The 23,434-nt window shown below is 72.7% G+C and carries 23 protein-coding genes; 18 read left to right on the top strand and 5 right to left on the bottom strand.

What is annotated here, in order from left to right; genetic code table 11:
• Positions 1 to 16 precede the first annotated feature (16 nt).
• The 3 genes from ABT381_RS19965 (at position 17) to ABT381_RS19955 (ending at position 3,325) form a co-directional block, all read left to right on the top strand.
• Positions 17 to 805 carry a lysophospholipid acyltransferase family protein gene (locus ABT381_RS19965; protein WP_351595787.1) on the top strand — a complete coding sequence of 263 codons (789 nt, stop codon included), beginning with the start codon at positions 17 to 19 and terminating at the stop codon, positions 803 to 805.
• Entirely contained in the window at positions 802 to 1,803 is a 1,002-nt protein-coding gene (locus tag ABT381_RS19960) for an NAD(P)H-dependent glycerol-3-phosphate dehydrogenase (RefSeq protein ID WP_351595784.1), read from the top strand. The genes ABT381_RS19965 and ABT381_RS19960 overlap by 4 nt, the downstream gene beginning before the upstream one ends.
• A 385-nt stretch (positions 1,804 to 2,188) precedes the next feature.
• The gene (locus tag ABT381_RS19955) at positions 2,189 to 3,325 is read left to right on the top strand and encodes a D-alanine--D-alanine ligase family protein (RefSeq protein WP_351595781.1); all 1,137 of its coding nucleotides are present in this window, start codon (positions 2,189 to 2,191) and stop codon (positions 3,323 to 3,325) included.
• A 71-nt stretch (positions 3,326 to 3,396) separates the two neighbouring features.
• On the opposite strand, the gene ABT381_RS19950 is transcribed toward ABT381_RS19955, so the two are convergent.
• Positions 3,397 to 3,903 (bottom strand): DUF3515 domain-containing protein, encoded by a 507-nt coding sequence (locus ABT381_RS19950; RefSeq protein ID WP_351595778.1) that lies wholly within the window; start codon positions 3,901 to 3,903, stop codon positions 3,397 to 3,399.
• Positions 3,904 to 3,911: 8 nt separating this feature from the next.
• A complete protein-coding gene (locus tag ABT381_RS19945) occupies positions 3,912 to 4,145 on the bottom strand; it encodes an Lrp/AsnC family transcriptional regulator (protein ID WP_351595775.1) in 234 nt (77 codons plus the stop codon).
• Positions 4,146 to 4,369: 224 nt separating this feature from the next.
• On the opposite strand from ABT381_RS19945, the gene ABT381_RS19940 reads away from it, so the two are divergent.
• Positions 4,370 to 5,338: a thiamine-phosphate kinase gene (locus ABT381_RS19940; protein ID WP_030267042.1), complete on the top strand. Its 969-nt coding sequence runs from the start codon at positions 4,370 to 4,372 to the stop codon at positions 5,336 to 5,338.
• Positions 5,339 to 5,399: 61 nt separating this feature from the next.
• Positions 5,400 to 6,188, top strand: a complete 789-nt coding sequence (thiD, locus tag ABT381_RS19935; RefSeq protein ID WP_351595771.1) for a bifunctional hydroxymethylpyrimidine kinase/phosphomethylpyrimidine kinase — start codon at positions 5,400 to 5,402, stop codon at positions 6,186 to 6,188.
• A 130-nt stretch (positions 6,189 to 6,318) separates the two neighbouring features.
• Here the strand turns inward: thiD and rpmB are convergent, their stop codons facing one another.
• Positions 6,319 to 6,504: a 50S ribosomal protein L28 gene (rpmB, locus tag ABT381_RS19930; RefSeq protein WP_030267048.1), complete on the bottom strand. Its 186-nt coding sequence runs from the start codon at positions 6,502 to 6,504 to the stop codon at positions 6,319 to 6,321.
• 277 nt (positions 6,505 to 6,781) lie between these two features.
• Here rpmB and ABT381_RS19925 point away from each other — a divergent pair, with 277 nt between their 5' ends.
• From ABT381_RS19925 to mutM, 10 genes are all read left to right on the top strand, one after another.
• Complete coding sequence (locus tag ABT381_RS19925; RefSeq protein ID WP_351595823.1) at positions 6,782 to 8,467, top strand: DAK2 domain-containing protein; 1,686 nt, start codon at positions 6,782 to 6,784, stop codon at positions 8,465 to 8,467.
• A gap of 67 nt (positions 8,468 to 8,534) precedes the next feature.
• Positions 8,535 to 11,762: a helicase-related protein gene (locus tag ABT381_RS19920; protein WP_351595767.1), complete on the top strand. Its 3,228-nt coding sequence runs from the start codon at positions 8,535 to 8,537 to the stop codon at positions 11,760 to 11,762.
• Positions 11,763 to 11,925: 163 nt separating this feature from the next.
• A complete protein-coding gene (locus ABT381_RS19915) occupies positions 11,926 to 12,444 on the top strand; it encodes a hypothetical protein (protein WP_351595764.1) in 519 nt (172 codons plus the stop codon).
• A gap of 87 nt (positions 12,445 to 12,531) precedes the next feature.
• Entirely contained in the window at positions 12,532 to 13,197 is a 666-nt protein-coding gene (gene rsmD, locus ABT381_RS19910; RefSeq protein WP_351595761.1) for a 16S rRNA (guanine(966)-N(2))-methyltransferase RsmD, read from the top strand.
• A gap of 26 nt (positions 13,198 to 13,223) precedes the next feature.
• The gene (gene coaD, locus ABT381_RS19905; RefSeq protein WP_351595758.1) at positions 13,224 to 13,703 is read left to right on the top strand and encodes a pantetheine-phosphate adenylyltransferase; all 480 of its coding nucleotides are present in this window, start codon (positions 13,224 to 13,226) and stop codon (positions 13,701 to 13,703) included.
• A gap of 122 nt (positions 13,704 to 13,825) precedes the next feature.
• Positions 13,826 to 14,974 (top strand): F0F1 ATP synthase subunit B, encoded by a 1,149-nt coding sequence (locus tag ABT381_RS19900; RefSeq protein WP_351595755.1) that lies wholly within the window; start codon positions 13,826 to 13,828, stop codon positions 14,972 to 14,974.
• A 200-nt stretch (positions 14,975 to 15,174) separates the two neighbouring features.
• Entirely contained in the window at positions 15,175 to 15,774 is a 600-nt protein-coding gene (locus tag ABT381_RS19895) for a YceD family protein (RefSeq protein ID WP_351595752.1), read from the top strand.
• A gap of 2 nt (positions 15,775 to 15,776) precedes the next feature.
• Positions 15,777 to 15,950 carry a 50S ribosomal protein L32 gene (rpmF, locus tag ABT381_RS19890; protein WP_028802425.1) on the top strand — a complete coding sequence of 58 codons (174 nt, stop codon included), beginning with the start codon at positions 15,777 to 15,779 and terminating at the stop codon, positions 15,948 to 15,950.
• 19 nt (positions 15,951 to 15,969) lie between these two features.
• The gene (gene rnc, locus ABT381_RS19885; RefSeq protein ID WP_351595749.1) at positions 15,970 to 16,770 is read left to right on the top strand and encodes a ribonuclease III; all 801 of its coding nucleotides are present in this window, start codon (positions 15,970 to 15,972) and stop codon (positions 16,768 to 16,770) included.
• Positions 16,771 to 16,923: 153 nt separating this feature from the next.
• The gene (gene mutM, locus ABT381_RS19880) at positions 16,924 to 17,856 is read left to right on the top strand and encodes a bifunctional DNA-formamidopyrimidine glycosylase/DNA-(apurinic or apyrimidinic site) lyase (RefSeq protein ID WP_351595746.1); all 933 of its coding nucleotides are present in this window, start codon (positions 16,924 to 16,926) and stop codon (positions 17,854 to 17,856) included.
• Between the two features lie 16 nt (positions 17,857 to 17,872).
• Here the strand turns inward: mutM and ABT381_RS19875 are convergent, their stop codons facing one another.
• On the bottom strand, positions 17,873 to 18,229 hold the full coding sequence (locus tag ABT381_RS19875) for a DUF6083 domain-containing protein (RefSeq protein WP_351595743.1): 357 nt from the start codon (positions 18,227 to 18,229) through the stop codon (positions 17,873 to 17,875).
• A 106-nt stretch (positions 18,230 to 18,335) separates the two neighbouring features.
• Positions 18,336 to 19,295 carry a CAP domain-containing protein gene (locus ABT381_RS19870; RefSeq protein WP_467754715.1) on the bottom strand — a complete coding sequence of 320 codons (960 nt, stop codon included), beginning with the start codon at positions 19,293 to 19,295 and terminating at the stop codon, positions 18,336 to 18,338.
• A gap of 134 nt (positions 19,296 to 19,429) precedes the next feature.
• On the opposite strand from ABT381_RS19870, the gene ABT381_RS19865 reads away from it, so the two are divergent.
• From ABT381_RS19865 to ABT381_RS19855, 3 genes are all read left to right on the top strand, one after another.
• Entirely contained in the window at positions 19,430 to 19,711 is a 282-nt protein-coding gene (locus ABT381_RS19865; protein WP_351595737.1) for an acylphosphatase, read from the top strand.
• Positions 19,712 to 20,093: 382 nt separating this feature from the next.
• Positions 20,094 to 20,300 (top strand): hypothetical protein, encoded by a 207-nt coding sequence (locus tag ABT381_RS19860; RefSeq protein WP_351595734.1) that lies wholly within the window; start codon positions 20,094 to 20,096, stop codon positions 20,298 to 20,300.
• A 283-nt stretch (positions 20,301 to 20,583) separates the two neighbouring features.
• A partial coding sequence (locus tag ABT381_RS19855) for an SMC hinge domain-related protein (protein WP_351595731.1) occupies positions 20,584 to 23,434 on the top strand: 2,851 nt, incomplete at its 3' end.

The following is a 23,434-nucleotide window of genomic DNA, read 5'->3' as shown; positions in this document are numbered from 1 at the left end:
TTAGGAGGGTGTCCGAGTGTCCCGCCACAGAATCGGCTTCTGGTACCGCCTCGCAGCGGTCATCGCAAAACCGCCGCTCGTGGTGCTGTTCAAGCGGGACTGGCAGGGAATGGAGCACATTCCCGCCGAGGGCGGATTCATCACCGCGGTCAACCACAACTCGTATCTCGACCCGCTCTCCTACGCGCACTATCAGTACAACAGCGGACGGGTCCCGCGATTCCTCGCCAAGAGCGGCCTCTTCAAGGGCGGCTTCGTCGGCGCGGTCATGCGCGGCACGGGACAGATCCCGGTCTACCGCGAATCCACGGACGCGGCCACCGCGTTCCGGGCCGCCGTCGACGCCATCAACAGGGGCGAGTGCGTCGCCTTCTACCCCGAGGGCACCCTCACCCGGGACCCCGACATGTGGCCCATGCAGGGCAAGACCGGCGCCGCCCGGGTCGCCCTGCTCACCAAGGCGCCCGTCATCCCGGTCGCCCAGTGGGGCGCCAACGAGGCGATGCCGCCGTACGCCAAGGAGAAGAAGCTCCGGCTCTTCCCGCGCAAGACGCTGCGCGTGAAGGCGGGCCCGCCGGTCGACCTGAACGAGTTCTACGGCCAGGAACCCACCGCCGAGGTGCTGCGCGCCGTCACCGACCGCATCATGGCCTCGGTGACCGGCATCCTGGCCGAGGTCCGCGAGGAGCCCGCGCCGGCCGAGCCGTACGACCACCGCAAGGCCCGCGCCGAACAGCGCCGGAAGAACCAGCAGATGCGGCGGGACGAGACGCCCGGCCCCACTCAGGAGGATGAAGGCAAGTGACGCGCTGCGCCGTCTACGGCACGGGGTCGTGGGGCACCGCATTCGCGATGGTGCTGGCCGATGCGGGCTGTGAGGTGACCCTGTGGGGCCGCCGCGCCGAGCTCGCCGAGGCCATCAACACCGGCCGCACCAACCCCGACTACCTCCCGGGCGTGGAGCTGCCGCAGACCGTACGGGCCACCACCGACCCCGCCGAGGCCGCCGCCGGCGCGGAGTTCGCCATCCTGGCCGTGCCGTCCCAGACGCTGCGCGCCAACCTCGCGGACTGGGCGCCGCTGCTGCCCTCCGACACCGTCCTGGTGTCGCTGATGAAGGGCATCGAGCTCGGTACGGCCAAGCGGATGAGCGAGGTCATCGAAGAGGTCGCCAAGGTGCCCGCCGAGCGGGTGGCCGTGCTGAGCGGCCCGAACCTCGCCAAGGAGATCGCCTCCCGGCAGCCCGCCGCCGCCGTCGTCGCCTGCACCGACGAGGCCGTCGCCACCCGCCTGCAGGCCGCCTGCCACACCCCGTACTTCCGCCCGTACACCACCACCGACGTGGTGGGCGCGGAGCTGGGCGGCGCGGTGAAGAACGTCATCGGTCTCGCGGTGGGCATCGCGGGCGGCATGGGCCTGGGCGACAACGCCAAGGCGTCCCTCATCACCCGCGGCCTCGCCGAGACGATGCGGCTGGGGCTCGCGCTGGGGGCCGACCCGGCCACGTTCGCGGGGCTGGCGGGCATGGGCGACCTGGTCGCCACGTGCTCCTCGCCGCTCTCCCGCAACAACACCTTCGGCCAGAACCTCGGCCGCGGCATGAGCCTCGAAGAGACCATCGCCGTCACCAAGCAGACCGCCGAGGGTGTGAAGTCCTGCGAATCGGTGCTGGACCTGGCGCGCCGGCACGGTGTCGAGATGCCCATCACCGAGACGGTCGTGAGCATCGTCCACGACGCCAAGCCGCCGCTGGTGGCCCTGAAGGAACTGATGTCGCGCTCGGCGAAGCCCGAGCGCCACTGAACCCACGGTTGTCCACAGGGCCCGACGGCCTCGAGCCGTGAGCGCTACCTTCGCGGTACGCCGCTTCTGCGCGGCTTGTGTGGTGGAGGTGGGGGAGGGGCCTTGGCCACGGATACGGGAGCTCTCCCGCTGGTCTGGGGAGAGGGAGGGGCCCTGCCAGGAACGCGGAGGGGGAGGGGCCCTGCCAGGAACGCGGAGGGGGAGGGGCCCTGCCAGGAACGCGGAGGCGGAGGGCCCTGCCAGGAACGCGGAGGCGGAGGGCCCTGCCAGGAACGCGGAGAGGGAGAGGCCCCCGCCACGCCCCCGCCGACCATGGCCCATTGAAGCGCCCCACGCCCCCCAAGTCATTCGCATCGGCCGTACCAACAGGTAGTCTCGACGCGATATGAGCAGCGAGACCTCCTCCCAGAAGCCCCGCGTCGCCGTCGTGTTCGGCGGGCGCAGCTCCGAGCACGCCATCTCCGTGGTCACCGCGGGCGCCGTACTGAGCGCCATCGACCGCGAGAAGTACGACGTGCTGCCGATCGGCATCACGTCGGACGGCCGCTGGGCGCTGACCGCCGACGCGCCGGAGCGGATGGCCATCACGGACCGGAAGCTGCCGAGCGTGGCGGAGCTGGCCGAGTCCGCCGACGGCTCCGTGGTCCTGCCGGTCGACCCCACCAGCCGCGAGGTCGTCTACAGCGAGCCCGGCCAGGTGCCGAAGGTGCTCGGCGACGTCGACGTGGTCTTCCCCGTCCTGCACGGCCCGTACGGCGAGGACGGCACCCTCCAGGGCCTCCTGGAGCTGTCCGGCGTGCCCTACGTGGGCTCCGGCGTGCTCTCCTCGGCCGTCGGCCAGGACAAGGACTACATGAAGCGGGTGTTCGCCTCCTTCGGGCTGCCGGTCGGCCCGTACGAGGTCATCCGCCCGCGCGAGTGGGAGCAGGACCCCGCTGCGGCGCGCAAGAAGATCGTGGACTTCGCCGGCGAGCACGGCTGGCCGCTGTTCGTGAAGCCCGCCCGGGCCGGCTCCTCCATGGGCATCTCCAAGGTGGACGACCTCTCCGGGCTGGACGAGGCCGTCGAGGAGGCCCGCCGCCACGACCCCAAGATCCTGGTCGAGTCGCTGCTGAGCGGCCGGGAGATCGAGTGCGGCGTGCTGGAGTTCGAGGACGGCCCGCGGGCCAGCGTCCCGGCCGAGATCCCGCCGGTCACCGCGCACGACTTCTACGACTTCGAGGCCAAGTACATCGACTCCGCCGCCGGACTGGTGCCCGCGCCGCTCACCGAGGAGCAGACGGCGCGCGTCCAGGAGCTGGCCGTCGAGGCGTTCGAGGCGGCGTCCTGCGAGGGCCTGGTGCGCGCCGACTTCTTCCTGCAGGACAACGGCGAGTTCGTCATCAACGAGATCAACACCCTGCCGGGCTTCACGCCCATTTCGATGTACCCGCGGATGTGGCAGGAGTCCGGGGTGAGCTACGCCGAGCTGGTGGACCGGCTCATCCAGGCGGCGCTGCGGCGCTCCACGGGCCTGCGCTGAGCCTCCGCGGCGACCGGTCGGGGCGTGTCCTGCGCGACCTCGACCGGATTCTGCGCGACGTTGACCGGGTCCTACACGACTCCGACCGGAACGGTCTTCTTCACGGCCGACGCCAGGTCGGTGAGCACATCGACCTCGGGCGCGTACTTCCCCGGCACGGTCACCTCGACGTTCGCGCGGCGCAGCACGGTCGTGAAGCGATAGCCGTCGTCCTGCTTCTCGAAGAGCCACTCGACGCCGTTGATTTCCGCGGCGTCCTGCAGCGGGTTGTAATGTTCATTACCAGGCTTCAGCACGTCGGGCTTCGGCACGCCGCAGCGCAGGCGCACGGCGGGCGATCCCCACACGGCGGTGAAGTCGGAGACGGGATCGGCGGTCCGCCGCTTCAGACCGTCCACGGTGTCGGGCAGTTTCCCGTGCAGCGCTCGGCAGAGCCGGGCCGGCTCCCCCTTCGGGGCGGGAACCGCCACGCTCGCCGAATCGTCGGACGGGGCACAGCCCGCCACTGTGATCAGCACGGCGAGCAGCGGCGGAGCAGCGAGCGACCGGCCTGGCGAGGATTTCACCCGGCCGAGCATACGGGGGACTAGATATGAACCACCGGGCAGGTCAGGGTGCGCGTGATGCCGTCCACTTGCTGGACTTTGGCGACCACCATGCGGCCCAGATCATCGACCGTGTCAGCCTGGGCACGCACGATCACGTCGTAGGGACCGGTCACGTCCTCGGCCTGGAGCACGCCGGGCAGTTTGGCGATCACTTCGGCGACCGCGGACGCCTTGCCGACCTCGGTCTGGATCAGGATGTACGCCTGTACCACGGGACCTCCAGGGCGGCTTCGAGGATCATGTGGGAAGAAGGGACGCCACGGTACCGCGTCGCCGAGCGGAGCGGGGAGACCCGCGCGGCGGACGCGGCGAACAGTTCGCGGCCGCCGACGCGGAACGCGTCATCCGGAGCGCGGCCGTCCGGGAAGGCGGCGTCGGCCGTGCGCGACGCGTCAGTGGAGTACGGAAGGTCCGTACGCATGGGAAGGGCAACAGCATGAAGGGCACCGTCGGCGAGTTGGGGGAGTTCGGCCTCATCAGAGAGCTGACCTCGCGGCTCACCTCCACCCCGGCCGTACGCATCGGACCGGGCGACGACGCCGCCGTGGTCACCGCGCCGGACCGCCGGGTCGTGGCCAGTACGGACGTACTCCTCGAAGGGCGGCACTTCCGCCGCGACTGGTCCACCGCCTACGACGTCGGCCGCAAGGCCGCCGCCCAGAACCTCGCCGACATCGCCGCCATGGGCGCGGTCCCCACCGCCATCCTGCTCGGCCTCGTGGTGCCCGCCGAACTCCCCGCGACGTGGGCGACGGAGCTGATGGACGGGCTGCGCGACGAGTGCCAGGTGGCGGGCGCCGCCGTGGTCGGCGGCGACGTCGTGCGCGGCGAGATCATCACCGTCGCCATCACCGCCCTCGGCGACCTGCGCAACGCCGAGCCGGTCACCCGGGGCGGCGCCCAGCCCGGCGACGTCGTCGCGGTCACCGGCTGGCTCGGCTGGTCCGCGGCGGGCCACGCCGTCCTCACCCGCGGCTTCCGCTCCCCGCGCGCCTTCGTGGAGGCGCACCGCAGGCCGGAGCCGCCGTACCACGCGGGCCCCGCGGCCGCCGGGCTCGGCGCCACCGCCATGACGGACGTCAGCGACGGCCTGGTCGCCGACCTCGGGCACATCGCCGAGGCCAGCAAGGTCCGCATCGATCTGCAGTCCCAGAAGATCGACGTGCCCTCGCAGATGGCCGACATCGGTACGGCCTGCGGCGTGGACCCGCTGCAGTGGGTGCTCTCCGGCGGCGAGGACCACGCGATCGTGGCGACCTTCCCGCCGGACGTGAAGCTCCCCGCCCGCTGGAAGGTCATCGGCGAGGTCCTCAACCCCTCCGCGCTGCCCCAGGTGACGGTGGACGGCGCGCCCTGGACCAAGGGCGGCTGGGACCACTTCGGCGACGACGACGTGGTCGGCTGAGACGCCTCCTGGGCCGGGGCGACGTGGCCGGCCGGATCCGGCGGTCGATTAGATTCGGGGCATGCACACACCACCCCGCGTCCTGACCGTCGCAGGCTCCGACTCCGGCGGCGGCGCCGGCATCCAGGCCGACCTGAAGACGATGCTGGCGCTCGGCACGCACGGCATGAGCGTGCTGACCGCCGTCACCGCGCAGAACTCCCTGGGCGTCCAGGGCGCCTGGGAGCTGCCCGCCGAGGCGGTACGGGCCCAGTTCCGCAGCGTCGTGGACGACATCGGCGTCCAGGCGGTCAAGACCGGCATGCTCTCCTCGCCCGAGCTGGTCGAGACGGTCGCCGGGCTGCTCGCGGAGATCGCCGCGCCCGTCGTCGTCGACCCCGTGGGCGTCTCCAAGCACGGCGACGCGCTGCTCGCCGCCACGGCCCTGGACGCGGTCCGTACGAAGCTGCTGCCGACCGCGACCGTCGCCACCCCCAACCTCGACGAGGTGGCCCAGCTCACGGGCGTACAGGTGCGGGAAGAGGCCGACCTGCGGCGGGCGGCCGCGGCGATCCTGGCCCACGGGCCGCGCTGGGCGCTGATCAAGGGAGGGCACCTGGCGGGCGACGCGGTGGACCTGCTCACCGACGGTGATCAGGAGCACTGGCTCCGGGCCCCGCGCCACGACAACCGGCACACGCACGGCACGGGCTGCACGCTCGCCAGCGCGATCGCCGCCCGGCTGGCGCACGGCGATACCGTTCCGGAGGCCGTGGCGGCGGCGAAGGAGTACGTCACGGGCGCGATCGCGGCCGGCTTCCGGCTGGGCGGCGGCATCGGGCCCGTCGACCACGGGTGGCGGCTGCGCTGACCGCCGCCGCGGGGGCGTCCCTCGTGGGGCACGCCCCGCCCGCGCGGCCCCCCGGACAACAGAAAAGCCGGCCCACCCGGAGGTGGACCGGCTTCAAGGCAACCGGCAGAGGCTGCGCCACGACGTAACGTCAGCGCGCGACCTTGCCGGCCTTGATGCACGAGGTGCAGACGTTGAGCCGCTTCGGCGTGCGCCCGATCACAGCGCGCACCGTCTGAATGTTGGGGTTCCAACGACGGTTGGTGCGGCGGTGCGAGTGAGAAACGCTCTTGCCGAAGCCCGGCCCCTTGCCGCAGACGTCGCAGTTGGCAGCCACGGGTCACTCCAAAGACTTCAGATGCACTTACGGTAATTCCCAGCGCGCCGAGTGCATTGAACGACAAGCGGTGCCGGGAGGGGAAAAAGCCCGATTCGCATCGGGCAACCGGAGCAGCATACAACGACCGCTCCCGCCCTACGAAACTACCATGACCGCCCGGGGCCCCCGCCCGAGCACCGGTCCCGTCCGCGGCTACCCTGCGGTGCACTGCCTGCCCCGACCGGGGAGGACATACAGCGACCGAGGAGGACGCACGGTGCCCCGAGGACGCACGGTGCCGCACACGCTCGACGCTGCCGCGGTCCGCGCCTGGTGCGGGCTGGCCCTGGAGGCGCTCGGCCGGGACCGCGAGCGGATCGACGCGATCAACGTCTACCCGGTCGCGGACGGTGACACCGGCACCAACCTCTACCTGACCGTGGAATCCGCCGCCCGCGCGGTCGACGCCGCCTTCGACGGGCACGCCGCCTCCGGTACCGCGCCCGGCCTCGCCGACGCGATCGGCGCGATGGCGCACGGCGCGCTCATCGGGGCCCGCGGCAACTCCGGCACCATCCTGGCGCAGCTGCTGCGCGGCATGACGGAGGTACTGGCGCACGCCCCCGGGGCGGCGGATCACGGGACGGCCGAGGCACTGGCGCGTGCACTGCGGCGGGCCGCGGCGTCCACGTACGAGGCGGTGGCGCACCCCGTGGAGGGCACGGTCCTCACCGTGGCGACGGCCGCCGCCGACGCCGCCGAGGGGGCCGTGCCGGCCGGTGACGTGGTGGCGGTGGCCCGCGCGGCCCACGAGGGCGCCAGGAAGGCGCTGGACGCCACTCCTGGGCAGCTCGCGGTGCTGGGCAGGGCCGGTGTGGTCGACGCGGGCGGCTGCGGCCTGGTCGCCGTCCTGGGCGCGCTCGCGGACGCGCTGTCCGGGGAGCGCACGGCAGCGACCGGCGGCGTACGGATCGCCGTGGGCGCCCCCGCCTCCTGGAGCGGCACGGACCCCGCCACGGTCGTCACCGAGGCCGGCGGCTGCGGCCCCGACGAGCACGCCGCCGCCGACGGCCCCGCCTTCGAGGTGATCTACCTCCTGGAGGCCGACGACGAGGCCGTGGCCCGGCTGCGCACCCGGCTCGACGGGCTCGGCGACTCCCTGGTCGTGGTCGGCGGGGACGGCCTGTGGAACGTCCACGTGCACGTGGACGACGCGGGCGCGGCCGTCGAGGCGGGCATCGAGGCGGGCCGCCCGTACCGGATCCGCATCACGCACTTCGCGGGCGCCGAGGCCGCCCGGAGCGCGGCCCCGGAGCGCGCGGAACGGGCCGTGGTCGCGGTGGTACCGGGAGACGGGCTGGCCGGGCTGTGCGCCGAGGCCGGCGCGACGGTGGTCTCCGTACGCCCCGGGGAGCCGCCCGCCAGCGGCGAGCTGGTCCAGGCGATCCGGCAGGCGCACGCCCGCGAGGTGGTGCTGCTGCCGAACGACGCCGACCTGCGGCACACGGCCGCGGCAGCGGCCGGCCAGGCCCGTACCGAAGGCGTGCGCGTCGCCGTGATCCCCACCCGGGCCGCGGTCCAGGGCATCGCGGCGCTGGCCGTCCATGAGTCCGGCCGCACGTTCGACGAGGACGTGGTGGCGATGACCTCGGCGGCGGGCGCCACCCGCTACGGCGAGCTGACGGTCGCCGAGCGGCAGTCCTGGACGATGGCCGGGGTCTGCCAGGCCGGGGACATACTGGGGCTGGTGGACGGCGACGTCGCGGTGATCGGCGCGGACCCGGCGGCCACCGCCCTCGACGTACTGGACCGGATGCTCTCGGCGGGCGGCGAGATGGTCACCCTCGTGTGCGGCGAGGACTTCCCCCAGGACCTGGCCGACCGCCTCGAACGCCACGTACGCGAGCGCTACCTGGCCGTGGACACGGTGGTGTACGCCGGGGGCCGGCAGTCGTCGCTGCTGCTGATCGGTGTGGAGTAGCCGCCTCCCCGCGGCCTGTTCACCGGTCCTCCCGCCGCTTGTCAGTGGCGTGGTGTGCAATGGACCCGTGCTGGATGAACCACTGAAGAAGATCCTCGGCGGCACCACCGCGAAGGTGCTGGCCGAGCACCTCGGCCTGCACACGGTCGGCGATCTGCTGCACCACTACCCCCGGCGGTACGCCGAGCGCGGCGAGCTGACCACCCTCGCCGACCTCCCGCTCGACGAGCACGTCACGGTCGTCGCCCGGGTCGCCGACGCCCGCGTGCACACCTTCAACCACGGCCGCGGCCAGCGCCTGGAGGTCACGCTCACCGACGGCAGCGGCCGGCTCCAGCTGGTCTTCTTCGGCAAGGGCATCCACAAGCCGCGGCACGACCTCCTCCCGGGCCGCCGCGCGATGTTCGCGGGCAAGGTCTCGGTCTTCAACCGCAAGCTCCAGCTCGCCCACCCCGAGTACGAACTCCTCGCGGGCGAGGGCGGCGACGACGCCGTGGACGCCTTCGCCGGCCAGCTCCTGCCGATCTACCCGGCGGCCCAGAAGATGCCGTCCTGGAAGGTCGCCAAGGCGGTCGACGCGGTGCTGCCCAGCGCCCGGGAGGCGGTCGACCCGCTGCCGCCCGCGCTCCGCGAGGGCCGCGGCCTGGTCCCGCTGCCCGAGGCCCTGCTGAAGATCCACCGGCCCGCCACCAAGGCCGACATCGCCGACGCCCGGGCCCGCCTGAAGTGGGACGAGGCGTTCGTCCTCCAGGTCGCGCTGGCCCGCCGCCGCTTCGCCGAGACCCAGCTCCCCGCCGTCCCCCGCCCGCTGACCGAGGACGGCCTGCTGGACGCCTTCGACGCCCGGCTGCCCTTCACCCTCACCGACGGCCAGCAGAAGGTCAGCCGCGAAATCTTCGACGACCTGGCCACGGACCACCCGATGCACCGCCTCCTCCAGGGGGAGGTGGGCAGCGGGAAGGCACAGCCGCTCGATTCCTCGGTCCTGGCCCCCCAGGGATTCCGCCGCATGGGGGACATGGCGCTCGGTGACGAAGTGGTGGTGCCGAATGGCGAGATCGCTGTGGTGGACGGTGTCTTTCCGCAAGGCGAGCGGGAGGTGTGGCGTCTCGTGCTCTCCGACGGTAGTTCTGTCGAATGCGACGACGAACACCTCTGGATCGTCGGGACGAGTTGCGCGCTGCACCGTGGCGAACGGCCGAAGGTGCTGACGACCCGCGAGATCAGAACGGACACCTTCAAGGCCAACGGCTCGTCGAAGTGGTACATCGCGCCCGCAGTGCCGGTGGACCTGGAGGGCGGTGAAGGCCGCCCGTTGGATTCGTATCTGCTGGGTCTCCTCTTGGGAGACGGTTCCTTCCGGCACAACCTCCGGTTGTCCAGCATGGACGACGAACTGCTTGTGGCGGCAGGCGCCGCAGTGGCGCCGCACTGCAGGCTCGTGCCGGTCACCGGCTCGGATTGTGACCACACGATCCAGCTGTCCGCACCCAAGGGGGGAGCTCGCCGGAACCCCGTGATCCAGGCCTTGCGCGATCTCGGCCTCTGGGGCGTCACGTCGCACGAGAAGTTCGTTCCGGCCGGATACAAGAACGCGCCGGTCAAGGACCGGCTGGCCGCCCTGCAGGGGCTCATGGACACGGACGGTACGGTCCAGCAGAACGGCCTGGCCGCCTCCTTCTGCTCGGCCTCGCGACGGCTGGCCGATGACGTGGCGTGGCTCGTGCGCTCGTTGGGCGGGCGCGCACGGGTCCTGCCCAAGCGGGACGCCTTCAACGTTTCCGTGGCTCTGCCCGACGAATACCCGCCGTTCAGGCTCGCCCGGAAGGCCGGCCGCATGCACGGACGGCCGAAGTACAACACCTTCCGCCGGGGCATCCGGGCCGTGGAGTACGTCGGTAGGAAGCCCGTGCAGTGCATCAGCGTCGCGCACCCGAGCCATGCGTACGTGACCGACCACTTCACGGTGACGCACAACACCATGGTGGCGCTGCGGGCCATGCTCGCCGTGGTGGACACCGGAGGGCAGGCGGCGATGCTGGCGCCGACCGAGGTGCTGGCGCAGCAGCACCACCGCTCGATCACCGAGATGATGGGGGAGCTGGCCGAGGGCGGGATGCTCGGCGGGGCGGAGCGCGGGACGAAGGTCGTGCTGCTGACCGGTTCGATGGGCACGGCCGCGCGGCGGCAGGCGCTGCTGGACCTCGTGACGGGCGAGGCGGGGCTCGTGATCGGTACGCATGCGCTGATCGAGGACAAGGTGCAGTTCCACGACCTGGGGCTGGTCGTGGTGGACGAGCAGCACCGGTTCGGTGTGGAGCAGCGGGACGCGCTGCGCTCCAAGGGCAAGCAGCCGCCGCACCTCCTGGTGATGACGGCGACGCCCATTCCGCGCACGGTCGCGATGACGGTCTTCGGCGACCTGGAGACGTCCGTACTGGACCAGTTGCCGGCCGGGCGGTCGCCGATCGCCAGCCATGTGGTGCCGGCCAAGGACAAGCCGCACTTCCTCGCGCGCGCCTGGGAGCGGGTGCGGGAGGAGGTCGAGGGCGGCCACCAGGCGTACGTGGTCTGCCCGCGGATCGGCGACGAGGCGGAGGAGCCCAAGGGCGCGAAGGGCGCGAAGAAGAAGGCCGAGGCGGCCGAGGAGGAGGCCGGCGCGGCGGAGGAGGCCGAGAAGCGGCCGCCGCTGGCCGTACTGGACGTCGCCGAGCAGCTGGCCAAGGGCCCGCTCGCGGGGCTGCGCGTGGAGGTGCTGCACGGGCGGATGCAGCCGGACGACAAGGACGACGTGATGCGCCGGTTCGCCGCCGGCGAGGTCGACGTCCTCGTGGCGACGACCGTCATCGAGGTGGGGGTGAACGTCCCGAACGCGACCGCGATGGTGATCATGGACGCGGACCGGTTCGGCGTCTCGCAGCTGCACCAGCTGCGCGGCCGGGTGGGCCGCGGTTCGGCGCCCGGCCTGTGCCTGCTGGTGACGGAGATGCCCGAGGCGAGCCCGGCGCGGGCCCGGCTGGGCGCCGTGGCGAGCACGCTGGACGGCTTCGAGCTGTCCCGGATCGACCTGGAGCAGCGGCGCGAGGGCGACGTCCTGGGGCAGGCGCAGTCCGGGGTGCGCTCCAGCCTCCGGATGCTCGCCGTCATCGAGGACGAGGACGTGATCGAGGCGGCCCGGGAGGAGGCGACGGCGACCGTGGCGAACGACCCGGAGCTGGCCGGACTGCCCGAGCTGCGGGTCGCGTTGGACGCGCTGCTGGACACCGAGCGGGAGAGTTACCTCGACAAGGGGTGAGGGCGACGGTCCCGGCCCGGGGCGCGCCGGGACCGGGCGGTGCCGCAACAGGCGTGCGGCGCGGGCCCATTGTCAGACCCCCCTGGGAGACTGAATCCCGTACGAGCCGGCCCGTGCGCGTTTCCTCGGCGGCCGGCCGTGCGCGGACCAGGGGGGCCGTTTCATGGCATTCCGGCATCTGAACGAACTCCCGCTCGGCGACAAGATCTTCCGCATCGAGCTCGCCAGCGACGACGACGCGACCGTCACGCTCACCTTCACGGGCTGGCAGGAGGAGGCCCCCGAGACCCTCCTCGCCTCCGGCGCCCTCACCCTGCCCCTGGCCGAGGTCCCGGCCCTGCGGATCGCACTGAACCGCGCCTTGCGCGCCCTCGCGCTGGTCGCCGACGTGGCCGAGCCGATACCGGACCGCGATGTGCTGCGCGAGCTGTTCCCCGGGCACGGCGCGCCCTGGGTGCCGCAGCACGAGGAGGACCTGACGCGCCGGTTCCACGCGGGCGAGACCATCGCGCGCGTCGCCGCCCGCTTCGGCCGCACGCCCGATTCGGTACGGACGAAGCTGCGCGAGCTCGGCCACGACCCGCGCCGCCCCGAGTACTGCCCGCCGGACGGCTGCCTGTCCTGGTCGCGGTACGCCTCACCGGCCCTGGTGGGTGGCGCGGAGGAGGCCGACGACCGGTAGCGCCCGCTTCGGCGCGGGCTCCGGGGCCCGTACGCCATATCGTGGGGGTGCGGGACCGCTCCCGGCCCCGCCCCGCCCATGGGCCGCATGGGCCGCACAGCTGAGGACGAGAATCGTATGACCCGCGTGATCGCCGGCGTGGCCGGCGGCCGGCGCCTGGCCGTGCCGCCCGGCACGGGCACCCGCCCGACCTCCGACCGGGCGCGCGAGGGCCTGTTCTCCACCTGGGAGGCGCTGGACGGCCCGCTGACCGGGGCCCGGGTGCTGGATCTGTACGGCGGCTCGGGCGCGGTCGGCCTGGAGGCGCTCTCCCGGGGCGCCGCGGCCGTGCTGCTGGCCGAGGCCGACCCGAAGGCCGCCCGCACGATCCGCGAGAACATCCGCGGCATCGGCCTCCCGGGCGCCGAATTCCGCGCCGCGAAGGCCGAACAGGTCGTGGCCGGGCCGGTCTCCGGCGAGCCGTACGACCTCGTCTTCCTGGACCCGCCGTACGCCGTCACCGACGACGATCTTCGCGAGATCCTCCTCACACTCCGCTCCCAGGGCTGGATCACGGACGACGCGCTCGCCACCGTGGAGCGCAGCACCAGGGGCGGGGAATTCCGCTGGCCCGACGGATTCACGGGTCTGCGCTCCCGCCGCTACGGCGAGGCCACGCTTTGGTACGGTCGCGCCGCTTCGACGTGCGAGGACGCCGACGGGAACGCCGGCGACCGCCCTGACGGGAACGCCACGTCGGCAAGCGAGTCATGACCGGATCGGAGAGCGAGGAACCTCAAGTGCGCCGTGCCGTCTGTCCGGGGTCGTTCGACCCCGTCACCAATGGGCACCTGGACATCATCGCCCGGGCCTCCAAGCTCTACGACGTGGTCCACGTCGCCGTGATGATCAACAAGTCCAAGCAGGGCCTGTTCACGGTCGAGGAGCGGATCGAGCTGATTCGCCGGGCGACCGCCGAGTACGGCAATGTCGAGGTCGAGGCGTTCCACGGCCTCCTCGTCGACTTCTGCAAGCAGCGCGACATTCCGGCCATCGTGAAGGGCCTGCGCGCGGTCAGCGACTTCGACTACGAGCTGCAGATGGCCCAGATGAACAACGGCCTCTCGGGCGTGGAGACGCTCTTCGTCCCCACCAACCCGACCTACAGCTTCCTCTCCTCCAGCCTGGTCAAGGAGGTCGCGGCCTGGGGCGGTGACGTGTCCCACCTGGTACCGGACTTCGTCTTCGAAGCCCTTACGGAGCGCCTCGGGGAGAAGTGACGCCGGAAGCGTTGCGGGGCCGACCGGCTGACGGTACGTCAGTGGGTGTCGGGGGCGGGGGCGAGGGCCGTACAGTCGTCCCCGTTCCGTCGTTTCATCCCCCAGAGAGTGGCGAGCCCCCAGTGGACGTGCAGAAGAAGCTCGACGAGATCGTCGAGACCGTCGGCCATGCCCGGTCCATGCCCATGTCGGCCTCCTGCGTGGTCAACCGCGCCGAGCTGCTGGCCAAGCTCGAAGAGGTGCGGGCCGCGCTCCCGGGGTCGCTCGCGCAGGCGCAGGAGCTGCTCGGCGGGCGCGAGCAGATGGTCGAGGACGCCCGCGCCGAGGCGGAGCGGATCATCGAGAGCGCGCACGCCCAGCGCGGCTCGCTGCTCTCCGAGACCGAGGTCGCCCGGCAGTCCCAGGAGGAGGCCGACCGCATCCTCGCGGAGGCCCGCCGGGAGGCCGAGGAGATCCGCGCCGAGGCCGACGACTACGTCGACAGCAAGCTCGCCAACTTCGAGGTCGTGCTGACCAAGACCATCGGGTCGGTGGACCGGGGGCGCGAGAAGCTGCTCGGCCGCGGCCCCGGCCTGGACGAGGCGGGGTACGCGGACACCGAGGCGCCCGAGCGCAGCGCCGACCCGGAGACGCTGCGGCAGCGGGCCGACGCGTACGTGGACGCCAAGTTCGGCGCCTTCGAGGCGGTGCTGACCAAGACCCTGGAGGCGGTCGGGCGCGGCCGTCAGAAGCTGCTCGGGGCGCAGCCCAGCGACGAGCTGGGCGACCGGTTCGCCGCGCACACGGACCCCGCGACGGGCCTGCCCCAGTCCGGCGACGCCGAGTACCTCGCCGACCTCGCCGCCGCCCAGCAGCCCGCCGCGCCCCAGGCGCCCGCGGCCCAGCCCGGCGACCAGCAGGCGGGGCAGCCGGCGGGACAGCCCTTCGTACAGCAGCCCGGCCTGGAGCCCGCCGCCGGGGCGCCGCAGCAGGACTACTACGCCACGGCCGGCTACGGCCAGGACGCGTACGGCTACCAGCAGCCGCAGCAGTACGCCCAGCAGCAGGACCCCTACGGCTACGGCTGGCAGCAGCAGGCCCAGCAGCAGGGCTACGACCCCGCCGCGTACGTCCCGCAGCAGGCCCAGCAGTTCCCGCACGGCGAGCAGCCGCAGCAGCCTCAGCAGCCCCAGCACCACGGACAGCAGCCCGCCGCCCTGGACGAGACCAGCCTCTTCGACACCAGCATGATCGACCTCGACCAGCTGCGGCAGTACGAGCAGGGGCACTGACGCGTCTGCAGGGCCGGCGGTGCCGGGGGCGCCGGCCGTGGATTGGGTCAATCGCGGCACGTCCAGTATCCTGGCTGTTCGGTCGCGCATACGTCCGCGATCTGTGCTGCCCGACCACCGCCTCGTGCGGAAACGGGCGGCCGTACCGCCGTAGAAAGCAGGAAGCCATCAACGCCCGCCTCGACCACCGTTCTCCGCTCGTGTTCGATACACGCGAGCTGGGTCGTCGTCCCGGCGCGATGAAGAAGGTGTCCCGCTCCGTCGAGGCCCCCTCGGACCTCGGCAACGAGGTCATCGGAGTGCCCGAGGGCGCGCCGGTGGAGCTCGACCTCCGCCTGGAGTCGGTCATGGACGGGGTGCTTGTCACAGGCACCGGCCGTGCATCCGTGACAGGGGAGTGCGTAAGGTGTCTGGAGCCGATCGAGCGTGAGCTCGAAGCGGACTTCCAGGAGATGTTCTCCTACCCCGACGCCGACGCCCGGGTCCGTCCAGCGGACGCAGGCGACGACGCCGAGGACGAGGAGGACACCCTCTTCCTCGAGGACGACTTGTTCGACCTCGAAGCCGTGCTGCGCGATGCGGTGGTGCTCGCACTGCCGTTGCAGCCGGTGTGCCAGGACGACTGTCCGGGCCTGTGCTCCGATTGTGGAGCCCGGCTCGCGGACGACCCGGACCACCATCACGACGCCGTCGACATCCGTTGGGCGGCACTGCAGGGACTCGCTGTGACCGACCAGGACGGCGAGAAGGACAACATGGGCGGCGCCGAAGCGGGCGTCGACGAGAAGCAGGAGAAGTAGCCGTGGCTGTTCCGAAGCGGAAGATGTCGCGCAGCAACACGCGCCACCGCCGGTCGCAGTGGAAGGCTGCGGTCCCCACCCTGGTGGCGTGCGAGCGCTGCCACGAGCCCAAGCAGCAGCACATCGCGTGCCCGGCTTGCGGCACCTACAACAAGCGCCAGGTCCTCGAGGTCTGAGCGGCTGGTGACGGGCTCAATGTCAGACGCTGATTCGTCGAAGAACTCCTCGAAGACTCCGTCTGCGGACACGGCCTCGTCCCACACGCTTCTGGAAGGGCGGCTCGGGTACAAGCTCGAGTCCGCCCTTCTGGTGCGTGCGCTGACGCACCGCTCGTTCGCATACGAGAACGGCGGGCTGCCCACCAATGAACGGCTGGAGTTCCTCGGGGACTCCGTCCTGGGCCTGGTGGTCACCGACACGCTGTACCGCATCCACCCCGACCTGCCCGAAGGCCAGCTGGCCAAGCTGCGGGCCGCGGTGGTCAACTCGCGTGCGCTCGCCGAGGTGGGCCGCGGCCTGGACCTCGGTGCCTTCATCCGGCTCGGCCGGGGTGAAGAAGGCACCGGCGGCCGGGACAAGGCATCCATCCTCGCCGACACACTCGAAGCGGTCATCGGCGCTGTCTACCTGGATCAGGGCCTCGACGCGGCCTGCGAACTGGTGCACCGCCTGTTCGACCCGCTGATCGAGAAGTCCTCCAGCCTCGGCGCCGGCCTGGACTGGAAGACCAGCCTCCAGGAACTGACCGCGACCGAAGGACTCGGGGTCCCGGAATACCTGGTCACGGAGACCGGCCCGGACCACGAGAAGACCTTCACTGCTGCCGCCCGCGTCGGTGGTGTCTCGTACGGCACCGGCACCGGCCGCAGCAAGAAGGAAGCCGAGCAGCAGGCGGCGGAGTCCGCCTGGCGGGAGATCCGCGCGGCGGCGGACGAGGCGGCCAAGGCCGCCTCGGAAGCCACCACGGAAGCCGCTGCCGGCGGCCCCGCGAGCTGAATGCGCGCCGCGTGCCCCGCGCACGCGGATCCCCGCCCGACCACCCCTTCACAGGGGCAGGACGGGCGGGGTTTCCTTTTCCCGGCGCCTGGAACCCGCTTCGTCGCAGCGGCCCCACCGCGCACACCGTGCTCAACGTCCCGAGGAGATCCCTTGCCCGAGCTGCCCGAGGTCGAGGTCGTACGGCGCGGTCTGGAGCGCTGGGTCAGCGGCCGCACGATCGACACGGTGGAGGTCCTGCACCCGCGGGCGGTGCGCCGCCACACGGCGGGCGGCGCGGACTTCGCCGCACAGCTGGCCGGCCACCGCGTCGGCGAGGCCCGCCGCCGCGGTAAGTACCTGTGGCTGCCGCTCGCCGGCGACCTCTCGGTACTGGCCCACCTCGGCATGAGCGGCCAGCTCCTGGTCCAGCCGCAGGACGCGCCCGACGAGAAGCACCTCCGCGTCCGCATCCGCTTCACGGACGCGGCGACCGTACCGGACGACGCGGCCGCCGCCCCCGGCGTCGCGCCGGCAGCCGACCTCCCCGAGGACACGACCGACACCGAACTCCGCTTCGTCGACCAGCGCACCTTCGGCGGCCTCTCCCTCCACCCCACCGTCCCCGGCGACCCGGACGGCCTCCCCGACGTGATCGCCCACATCGCGCGCGACCCCCTCGACGCGGCCTTCGACGACGCCGCGTTCCACGAAGCGCTGCGCCGCCGCCGTACGACGATCAAGCGCGCGCTCCTGGACCAGTCCCTGATCAGCGGCGTCGGCAACATCTACGCCGACGAGGCGCTGTGGCGCGCCAAGCTGCACTACGACCGCCCCACGGCCACCCTCACCCGCCCCCGCACCACCGAACTCCTCGGCCACATCCGCGACGTCATGACGGCCGCCCTCGCCGTCGGCGGCACGAGCTTCGACAGCCTCTACGTCAACGTCAACGGCGAGTCCGGCTACTTCGAACGCTCCCTGGACGCCTACGGCCGCGAGGACGAACCCTGCCGCCGCTGCACGACCCCGATCCGCCGCCGCTCGTGGATGAACCGGTCGAGTTACTACTGCCCGAAGTGCCAGAGGGCGCCGCGGCCGAGGTAGGAGTCCGGCGCTCGCGTCAGCCGCCGCGATACCACCGCTGCCGTTCTTCTTCGGCTTCGGGGCACAGGCACACAGTCCGGTGCGCGGGGCAGACAAGATCGGATGGAAGCGGTTCGATGGCACCGAGGCGCATGGCCACGAGGCCGACGCCGTACGAGGAGTGCCGAGTCCGGACGGTCTCCAGTCGCCAGCGGTGCTCAGGAGGCACGTCCTTGGCCGGGAGATCCTTGGCGGCCAGGCGCACCCAGCGGTCGTAGTTGGTGCGCCGGACGCTGCCCACCGCTCCGCAGTCGGGGCAGGGCGGCGGCTCGTGCCACGTGTGCTCGTCGGGTCCGGGGTCGCCGCGAGAAGGGGCGAGGGCGCGGTCCTGCAAGGCGAGTGCGTTGACGCAACGCTCCAGCAGGCGTAGCAGCGGACGGCCAGGAGGCCGATGCGGCAATCGGGGGCGCAGGGGTGCGCAGATGTCGCCCTTGGGGGGCTTAGAAGCCGAAGTCCTGGGTCCACCAGGGGCCGCCCGGGGCCTGGTGGGTGCCTACGCCGAGGGTTCGGTAGGCGCAGTTGAGGATGTTGGCGCGGTGGCCGGGGCTGTTCATCCAGGAGTCCATGACGGCCTCGGGGGTGGTCTGGCCGCGGGCGATGTTCTCGCCGCCGAGGCCGGTGACGCCGGCGGTCTTCGCGCGGTCCCAGGGCGTGGCGCCGTCCGGGTCGGTGTGGGCGAAGAAGTCGCGCCGGGCCATGTCCTCGCTGAACGTCTGCGCCAGGTCGGTGAGGGCCGCGTCCGCGGTGAGCGGGGCGCAGCCCGCCTTGTCGCGTTCCTGGTTGACCAGGGAGAGGACCCGAGCGGAGGCCGAGCCCGCGGCAGGGGCGGCGGACGAAGCGGGCGTGGTGGGCTGCGCGGCCTCGGGGGAGGCGCCGCGGTTGTCGGGCGTGGAGCGGGAGCGGCCGTCGCCGTCGCCGGCGTCGCGGCCCGCCTTGCCCGAGGGCTCGGCGTCGTCCGTACCGGAAGCCGCGCCTGCCGACGGAGACGCGCTGGGCGACGGGCGGGCACCGGGTGCGTCCGGGCGGGCGGCGCCGCGGTCGGCCGGGCGGGCGCCGCGGTCGGCGGGGAGCGGGGACCGTGCGCCCTGGGTGGCGGTCACGTCCGGCAGCGCGCCGGCGCTGACCCGGCCGCCGGGGCCGTCCGCGCGCTCCGGGTCGTACGGGCCGTTCCCCGGTACCAGCCCCGCCGAGACCGCCACGGCCCCCATCGCCAGCGCCGCCGACACGCCCAGCAGGCCGGTCCGTACGGGAGCGGTGCGCAGGATGCCACCGGGGCGCAAGGGGTGGGTAGGGCGGAAGGGGCCAGTGTGGCCGGGCGCCCCGCCGGAGCGGTGGCGGCCCGTCGTGGGTTCGGCTGCCGGCGCTCCGGGTACGGGAGCGGTGCGTCGATGGCGGCCCATCCCCTGACTTCCTTCCGTCCGCGAACGTCAATGGCGAATCACCCGTACGAGTGACTGGTGATGCCGCGTGACTGTACGGCACGACGCATGGGGCCGAAGTGCTCGTTGAGCAATTGGCCGGTTAGCGTGCTCACATGAACGAAGATGTCCGTCTGACGGCCTGGGTGCGCGGCCGTGTGCAAGGTGTCGGCTTCCGATGGTTCACCCGGGCCAACGCGCTGCGCATCGGGAGCTTGGTCGGCTTCGCCCTCAATCTGGAGGACGGCCGCGTCCAGGTCGTGGCCGAGGGGCCCCGGGAGCGGTGCGAGGAGTTGCTGGAGTGGCTGCGTACCGGGGACACGCCCGGGCGGGTCGACGGCGTCACTGAGATTTGGGACACGCCGCGAGGCGGGTACGGCACCTTCGCCATCCGCTGACGAAGGGCCGCCGACCCGTCGCCCGGGCCGCCCGCGACCCGCCCCGTGACATGCCGCGGGCACCTGCTGGAGGCAGAAACCGGCTGGTGGTTGCCAATTTCGCCGTCCCATGGAAGGCTGCGGCAGTAAGGATGATCTCCACGCCCCCGGGGCCGTTTCCGGAGCGCCGCCGCGAGTCTTCAGCAGGCGTGTGCGCTCACGAGCCCTCGGATACGGGGCGTGATCGTGTTGACCGTCAATCCATTTGGTGAGACTCTGGAATCCCCGCGCACCTTAGCTGTTTGGCATTGCGTAGACCAAAGAATGACAGACACCGCGGGTGCGATTCCCTCACGACCCACCACCGCTTCGGTCGGTCACTCATTGTGGAGGACCATCCATCATGGCAAAGGCGCTTCTCGGTTACGTCGGCGGCTCCGACCCCCGAGTCCTCTCCGAGATGCGACGGCTTCAGCAGCGTGTTCAGGATCTGGAATCCGAGATCGTCAGGATTCAGGCGGAGAACGACGCGCTGTCCGCTGCCGCACGTCACGGCGACTCGCTGCTCGACAGCATCGACGTACCCCAGGCGGAGCCGGCGCTCACCTGACCATCGCCCCAAGGGACGGTCGGGCTGAAACGACAGCCACTTGAGGCACCGCTCTATGAAGATTCAAGGGACGCTTCGGCGTCCCTTCGTCGTTCACGCCCCCGCCTCCCGGCGGCCTCTTACCGTCTGATGTGCCCTGCACGTTCCGCGGTGAAACCGAAAAGGTCCCGGCACGGCAGCGGGCACCGGGCGCGACCGGCCGCAGGAGCGCGGCCGCCGCGGCGCGCCAGGACGGGCCGGGACGGGCGAAAAGTCCGGTAGGCGAGAGGTAGAGTCCAACGGCGTGCACCTCAAGAGCCTGACCCTGCGAGGATTCAAGTCCTTCGCTTCCGCCACCACGCTGCGCTTCGAGCCCGGCATCACCTGCGTCGTGGGCCCCAACGGCTCCGGCAAGTCCAACGTGGTGGACGCGCTGTCCTGGGTCATGGGCGAGCAGGGCGCGAAGTCGCTGCGCGGCGGCAAGATGGAGGACGTCATCTTCGCCGGGACCACGGGGCGCCCGCCGCTGGGCCGCGCCGAGGTCTCCCTCACGATCGACAACTCCGACGGCGCGCTCCCCATCGAGTACGCCGAGGTCACGATCACGCGGATCATGTTCCGCAACGGCGGCAGCGAGTACCAGCTCAACGGTGACACCTGCCGGCTGCTGGACATCCAGGAGCTGCTGTCGGACTCCGGCATCGGCCGCGAGATGCACGTCATCGTCGGCCAGGGCCAGCTCGACGGCGTACTGCACGCCGACCCGATGGGCCGCCGCGCCTTCATCGAAGAGGCCGCCGGCGTCCTCAAGCACCGCAAGCGCAAGGAGAAGGCGCTGCGCAAGCTGGACGCGATGCAGGCGAACCTCGCGCGCGTGCAGGACCTCACCGACGAGCTGCGGCGCCAGCTCAAGCCGCTCGGCCGGCAGGCCGCCGTCGCCCGCCGCGCCGCCGTCATCCAGGCCGACCTCCGCGACGCCCGGCTGCGGCTGCTCGCCGACGACCTGGTCACGCTGCGGGAGGCGCTCCGTACGGAGATCGCGGACGAGGCCGCGCTGAAGCAGCGCAGGGAGGCCACCGAGGCCGAGCTGAAGGAGGCGCTGCGGCGCGAGGCGGCCCTGGAGGAAGAGGTACGGACGCTGACGCCGCGGCTGCAGCGCGCCCAGCAGACCTGGTACGAGCTGTCGCAGCTCGCGGAGCGGGTACGCGGCACGATCTCGCTCGCCGACGCGCGCGTGAAGAGCGCGCAGGCCGCGCCCCCCGAGGAGCGCCGCGGCCGCGACCCGGAGGAGATGGAGCGCGAGGCGGCCCGCATCCGGGAGCAGGAGGCGGAGCTGGAGGCCGCGCTGGAGGCGGCGACCCGGGCGCTGGACGACATGGTCGAGCACCGCAGCGATCTGGAGCGGCAGCTGCAGGACGAGGAGCGCCGGCTGCGGGACGCCGCGCGGGCCATCGCCGACCGGCGCGAGGGGCTGGCCCGGCTGCACGGCCAGGTCACAGCGGCCCGCGGCCGGGCCGCCTCGGCGCAGGCCGAGATCGACCGGCTGGCCGAGTCGCGGGACGCGGCGCAGGCCCGCGCGGAGGCGGCGCAGCAGGAGTACGAGCAGCTCAAGGCCGAGGTCGACGGGCTGGACGCGGGCGACGAGGAGCTGGCGGGCCGGCACGAGCGGGCCAAGGAGGAGCTGGCGGCGGCGGAGCGCGCGCTGACCATGGCCCGCGAGGCGCTGACCTCGGCGGAACGCAAGCGCGCCGCGACCGCAGCCCGGCACGACGCGCTGGCGCTGGGCCTGCGCCGCAAGGACGGTACGGGCGCGCTGCTGGCCGCCGCCGACCGGCTGGGCGGACTGCTCGGCCCGGCCGCCGAGCTGCTGACCGTACAGCCGGGGTACGAGATCCCGGTGGCGGCGGCGCTCGGCGCCGCGGCCGACGCGATCGCCGTCGCGGACCCGGCGACCGCCGCGGAGGCCATCCGGCTGCTGCGCAAGCAGGACGCGGGACGCGCGGTCCTCCTCCCGGCGACACCGGCGGAGCACCAGCTGACCGGCGCCCCGGCCGAACACCCGCTGACCGGGACGGCGACCGAGCACCCGCTGACCGGGACGGCGACCGAGCACCCGCTGGCCGGGACGGTGGGGGAGCGGTCCCTGCCGGGGTCGCCGAGGGATACCGCCTTGCATGACGGGGCGACAGGGCCTGCTGGCACCGCCGGTGCTGACGGGGCGACGGATGACAGCCGGAGCGCCGGGGGACCCGGAGGGGCCTCGTACGACGAGCGGCAGGACAGTACCGAAGGCCCCGCGATTCCCGGTGCGCGCAGCGGTCCGGACGCGGCGACGGACTCCTCCGACTCCTCCGAACTCCCCGGCGATGGCGCCGTCGTCGCCTCGGTACCGGCCGCCCGTACCCCCGACGGGTCGCCGCCCGCTGCCGCCGAACTGGTCGACGGGCCCGCCGAGTTGCTGCCCGCCGTGCGGCGGCTGCTGCGCGACATCGTCGTGGTGAGCACGCTGGAGGACGCCGAGGACCTGGTCGCCGCGCGGCCCGGCGTGACCGCCGTGACCGCCGAAGGCGACCTGCTCGGGGCGCACTTCGCGCAGGGCGGGTCGGCCGGTGCGCCGAGCCTGCTGGAGGTGCAGGCGTCCGTCGACGAGGCGGCGGCGGAGCTGACGGAGCTGGCCGCGCGCTGCGAGCAGCTGGCGGAGGACCAGCGGCTGGCCACCGAGCGGCGGGCCGAACGGGCCGCGCTGGTCGAGGAGCTGGCGGAGCGGCGGCGCGCGGCCGACCGCGAGAAGTCGCAGGTCGCCCAGTCGCTGGGGCGGCTCGGCGGGCAGGCCAGGGGTGCGGTGGGCGAGGCCGAGCGGTCGGCGGCCGCGGTCGCCAAGGCCGAGGAGGCGCTGGCCCGGGCCACCGAGGAGGCCGAGGAGCTGGCGGAACGTCTCGCCGTCGCCGAGGAGGACGCCGCGTCGAGTGAGGGGGGAGCGGAGGAGCCGGACACCGCCGTACGGGACCGGCTCGCCGCCGACGGGGCCAACGCCCGGCAGACGGAAATGGAGGCGCGCCTCCAGGTCCGTACGCACGAGGAGCGCGTCAAGGGGCTCGCGGGACGGGCGGACGGGCTGGACCGGGCGGCGCGCGCCGTGCGCGACGCGCGGGCGC

The sequence above is a fragment of the Streptomyces sp. NPDC000151 genome, assembly GCF_040301705.1.
Lineage (GTDB): Bacteria > Actinomycetota > Actinomycetes > Streptomycetales > Streptomycetaceae > Streptomyces.
Note: the sequence above shows the minus strand (reverse complement) of the source record. Positions and strands in the feature narration are given on the sequence as shown.

Bases quoted from the DNA above. Each gene is read 5' to 3' on its own strand.
- ABT381_RS19915 (WP_351595764.1), top strand. From the start codon at position 11,926: ATGGCATTCCGGCATCTGAACGAACTCCCGCTCGGCGACAAGATCTTC.
- rnc (WP_351595749.1), top strand. From the start codon at position 15,970: ATGTCAGACGCTGATTCGTCGAAGAACTCCTCGAAGACTCCGTCTGCG.
- ABT381_RS19955 (WP_351595781.1), top strand. From the start codon at position 2,189: ATGAGCAGCGAGACCTCCTCCCAGAAGCCCCGCGTCGCCGTCGTGTTC.
- ABT381_RS19940 (WP_030267042.1), top strand. From the start codon at position 4,370: ATGAAGGGCACCGTCGGCGAGTTGGGGGAGTTCGGCCTCATCAGAGAG.
- ABT381_RS19950 (WP_351595778.1), bottom strand. From the start codon at position 3,903: ATGCTCGGCCGGGTGAAATCCTCGCCAGGCCGGTCGCTCGCTGCTCCG.
- ABT381_RS19860 (WP_351595734.1), top strand. From the start codon at position 20,094: ATGGCAAAGGCGCTTCTCGGTTACGTCGGCGGCTCCGACCCCCGAGTC.
- rsmD (WP_351595761.1), top strand. From the start codon at position 12,532: ATGGGCCGCACAGCTGAGGACGAGAATCGTATGACCCGCGTGATCGCC.
- ABT381_RS19865 (WP_351595737.1), top strand. From the start codon at position 19,430: ATGAACGAAGATGTCCGTCTGACGGCCTGGGTGCGCGGCCGTGTGCAA.
- ABT381_RS19870 (WP_467754715.1), bottom strand. From the start codon at position 19,295: ATGGGCCGCCATCGACGCACCGCTCCCGTACCCGGAGCGCCGGCAGCC.
- thiD (WP_351595771.1), top strand. From the start codon at position 5,400: ATGCACACACCACCCCGCGTCCTGACCGTCGCAGGCTCCGACTCCGGC.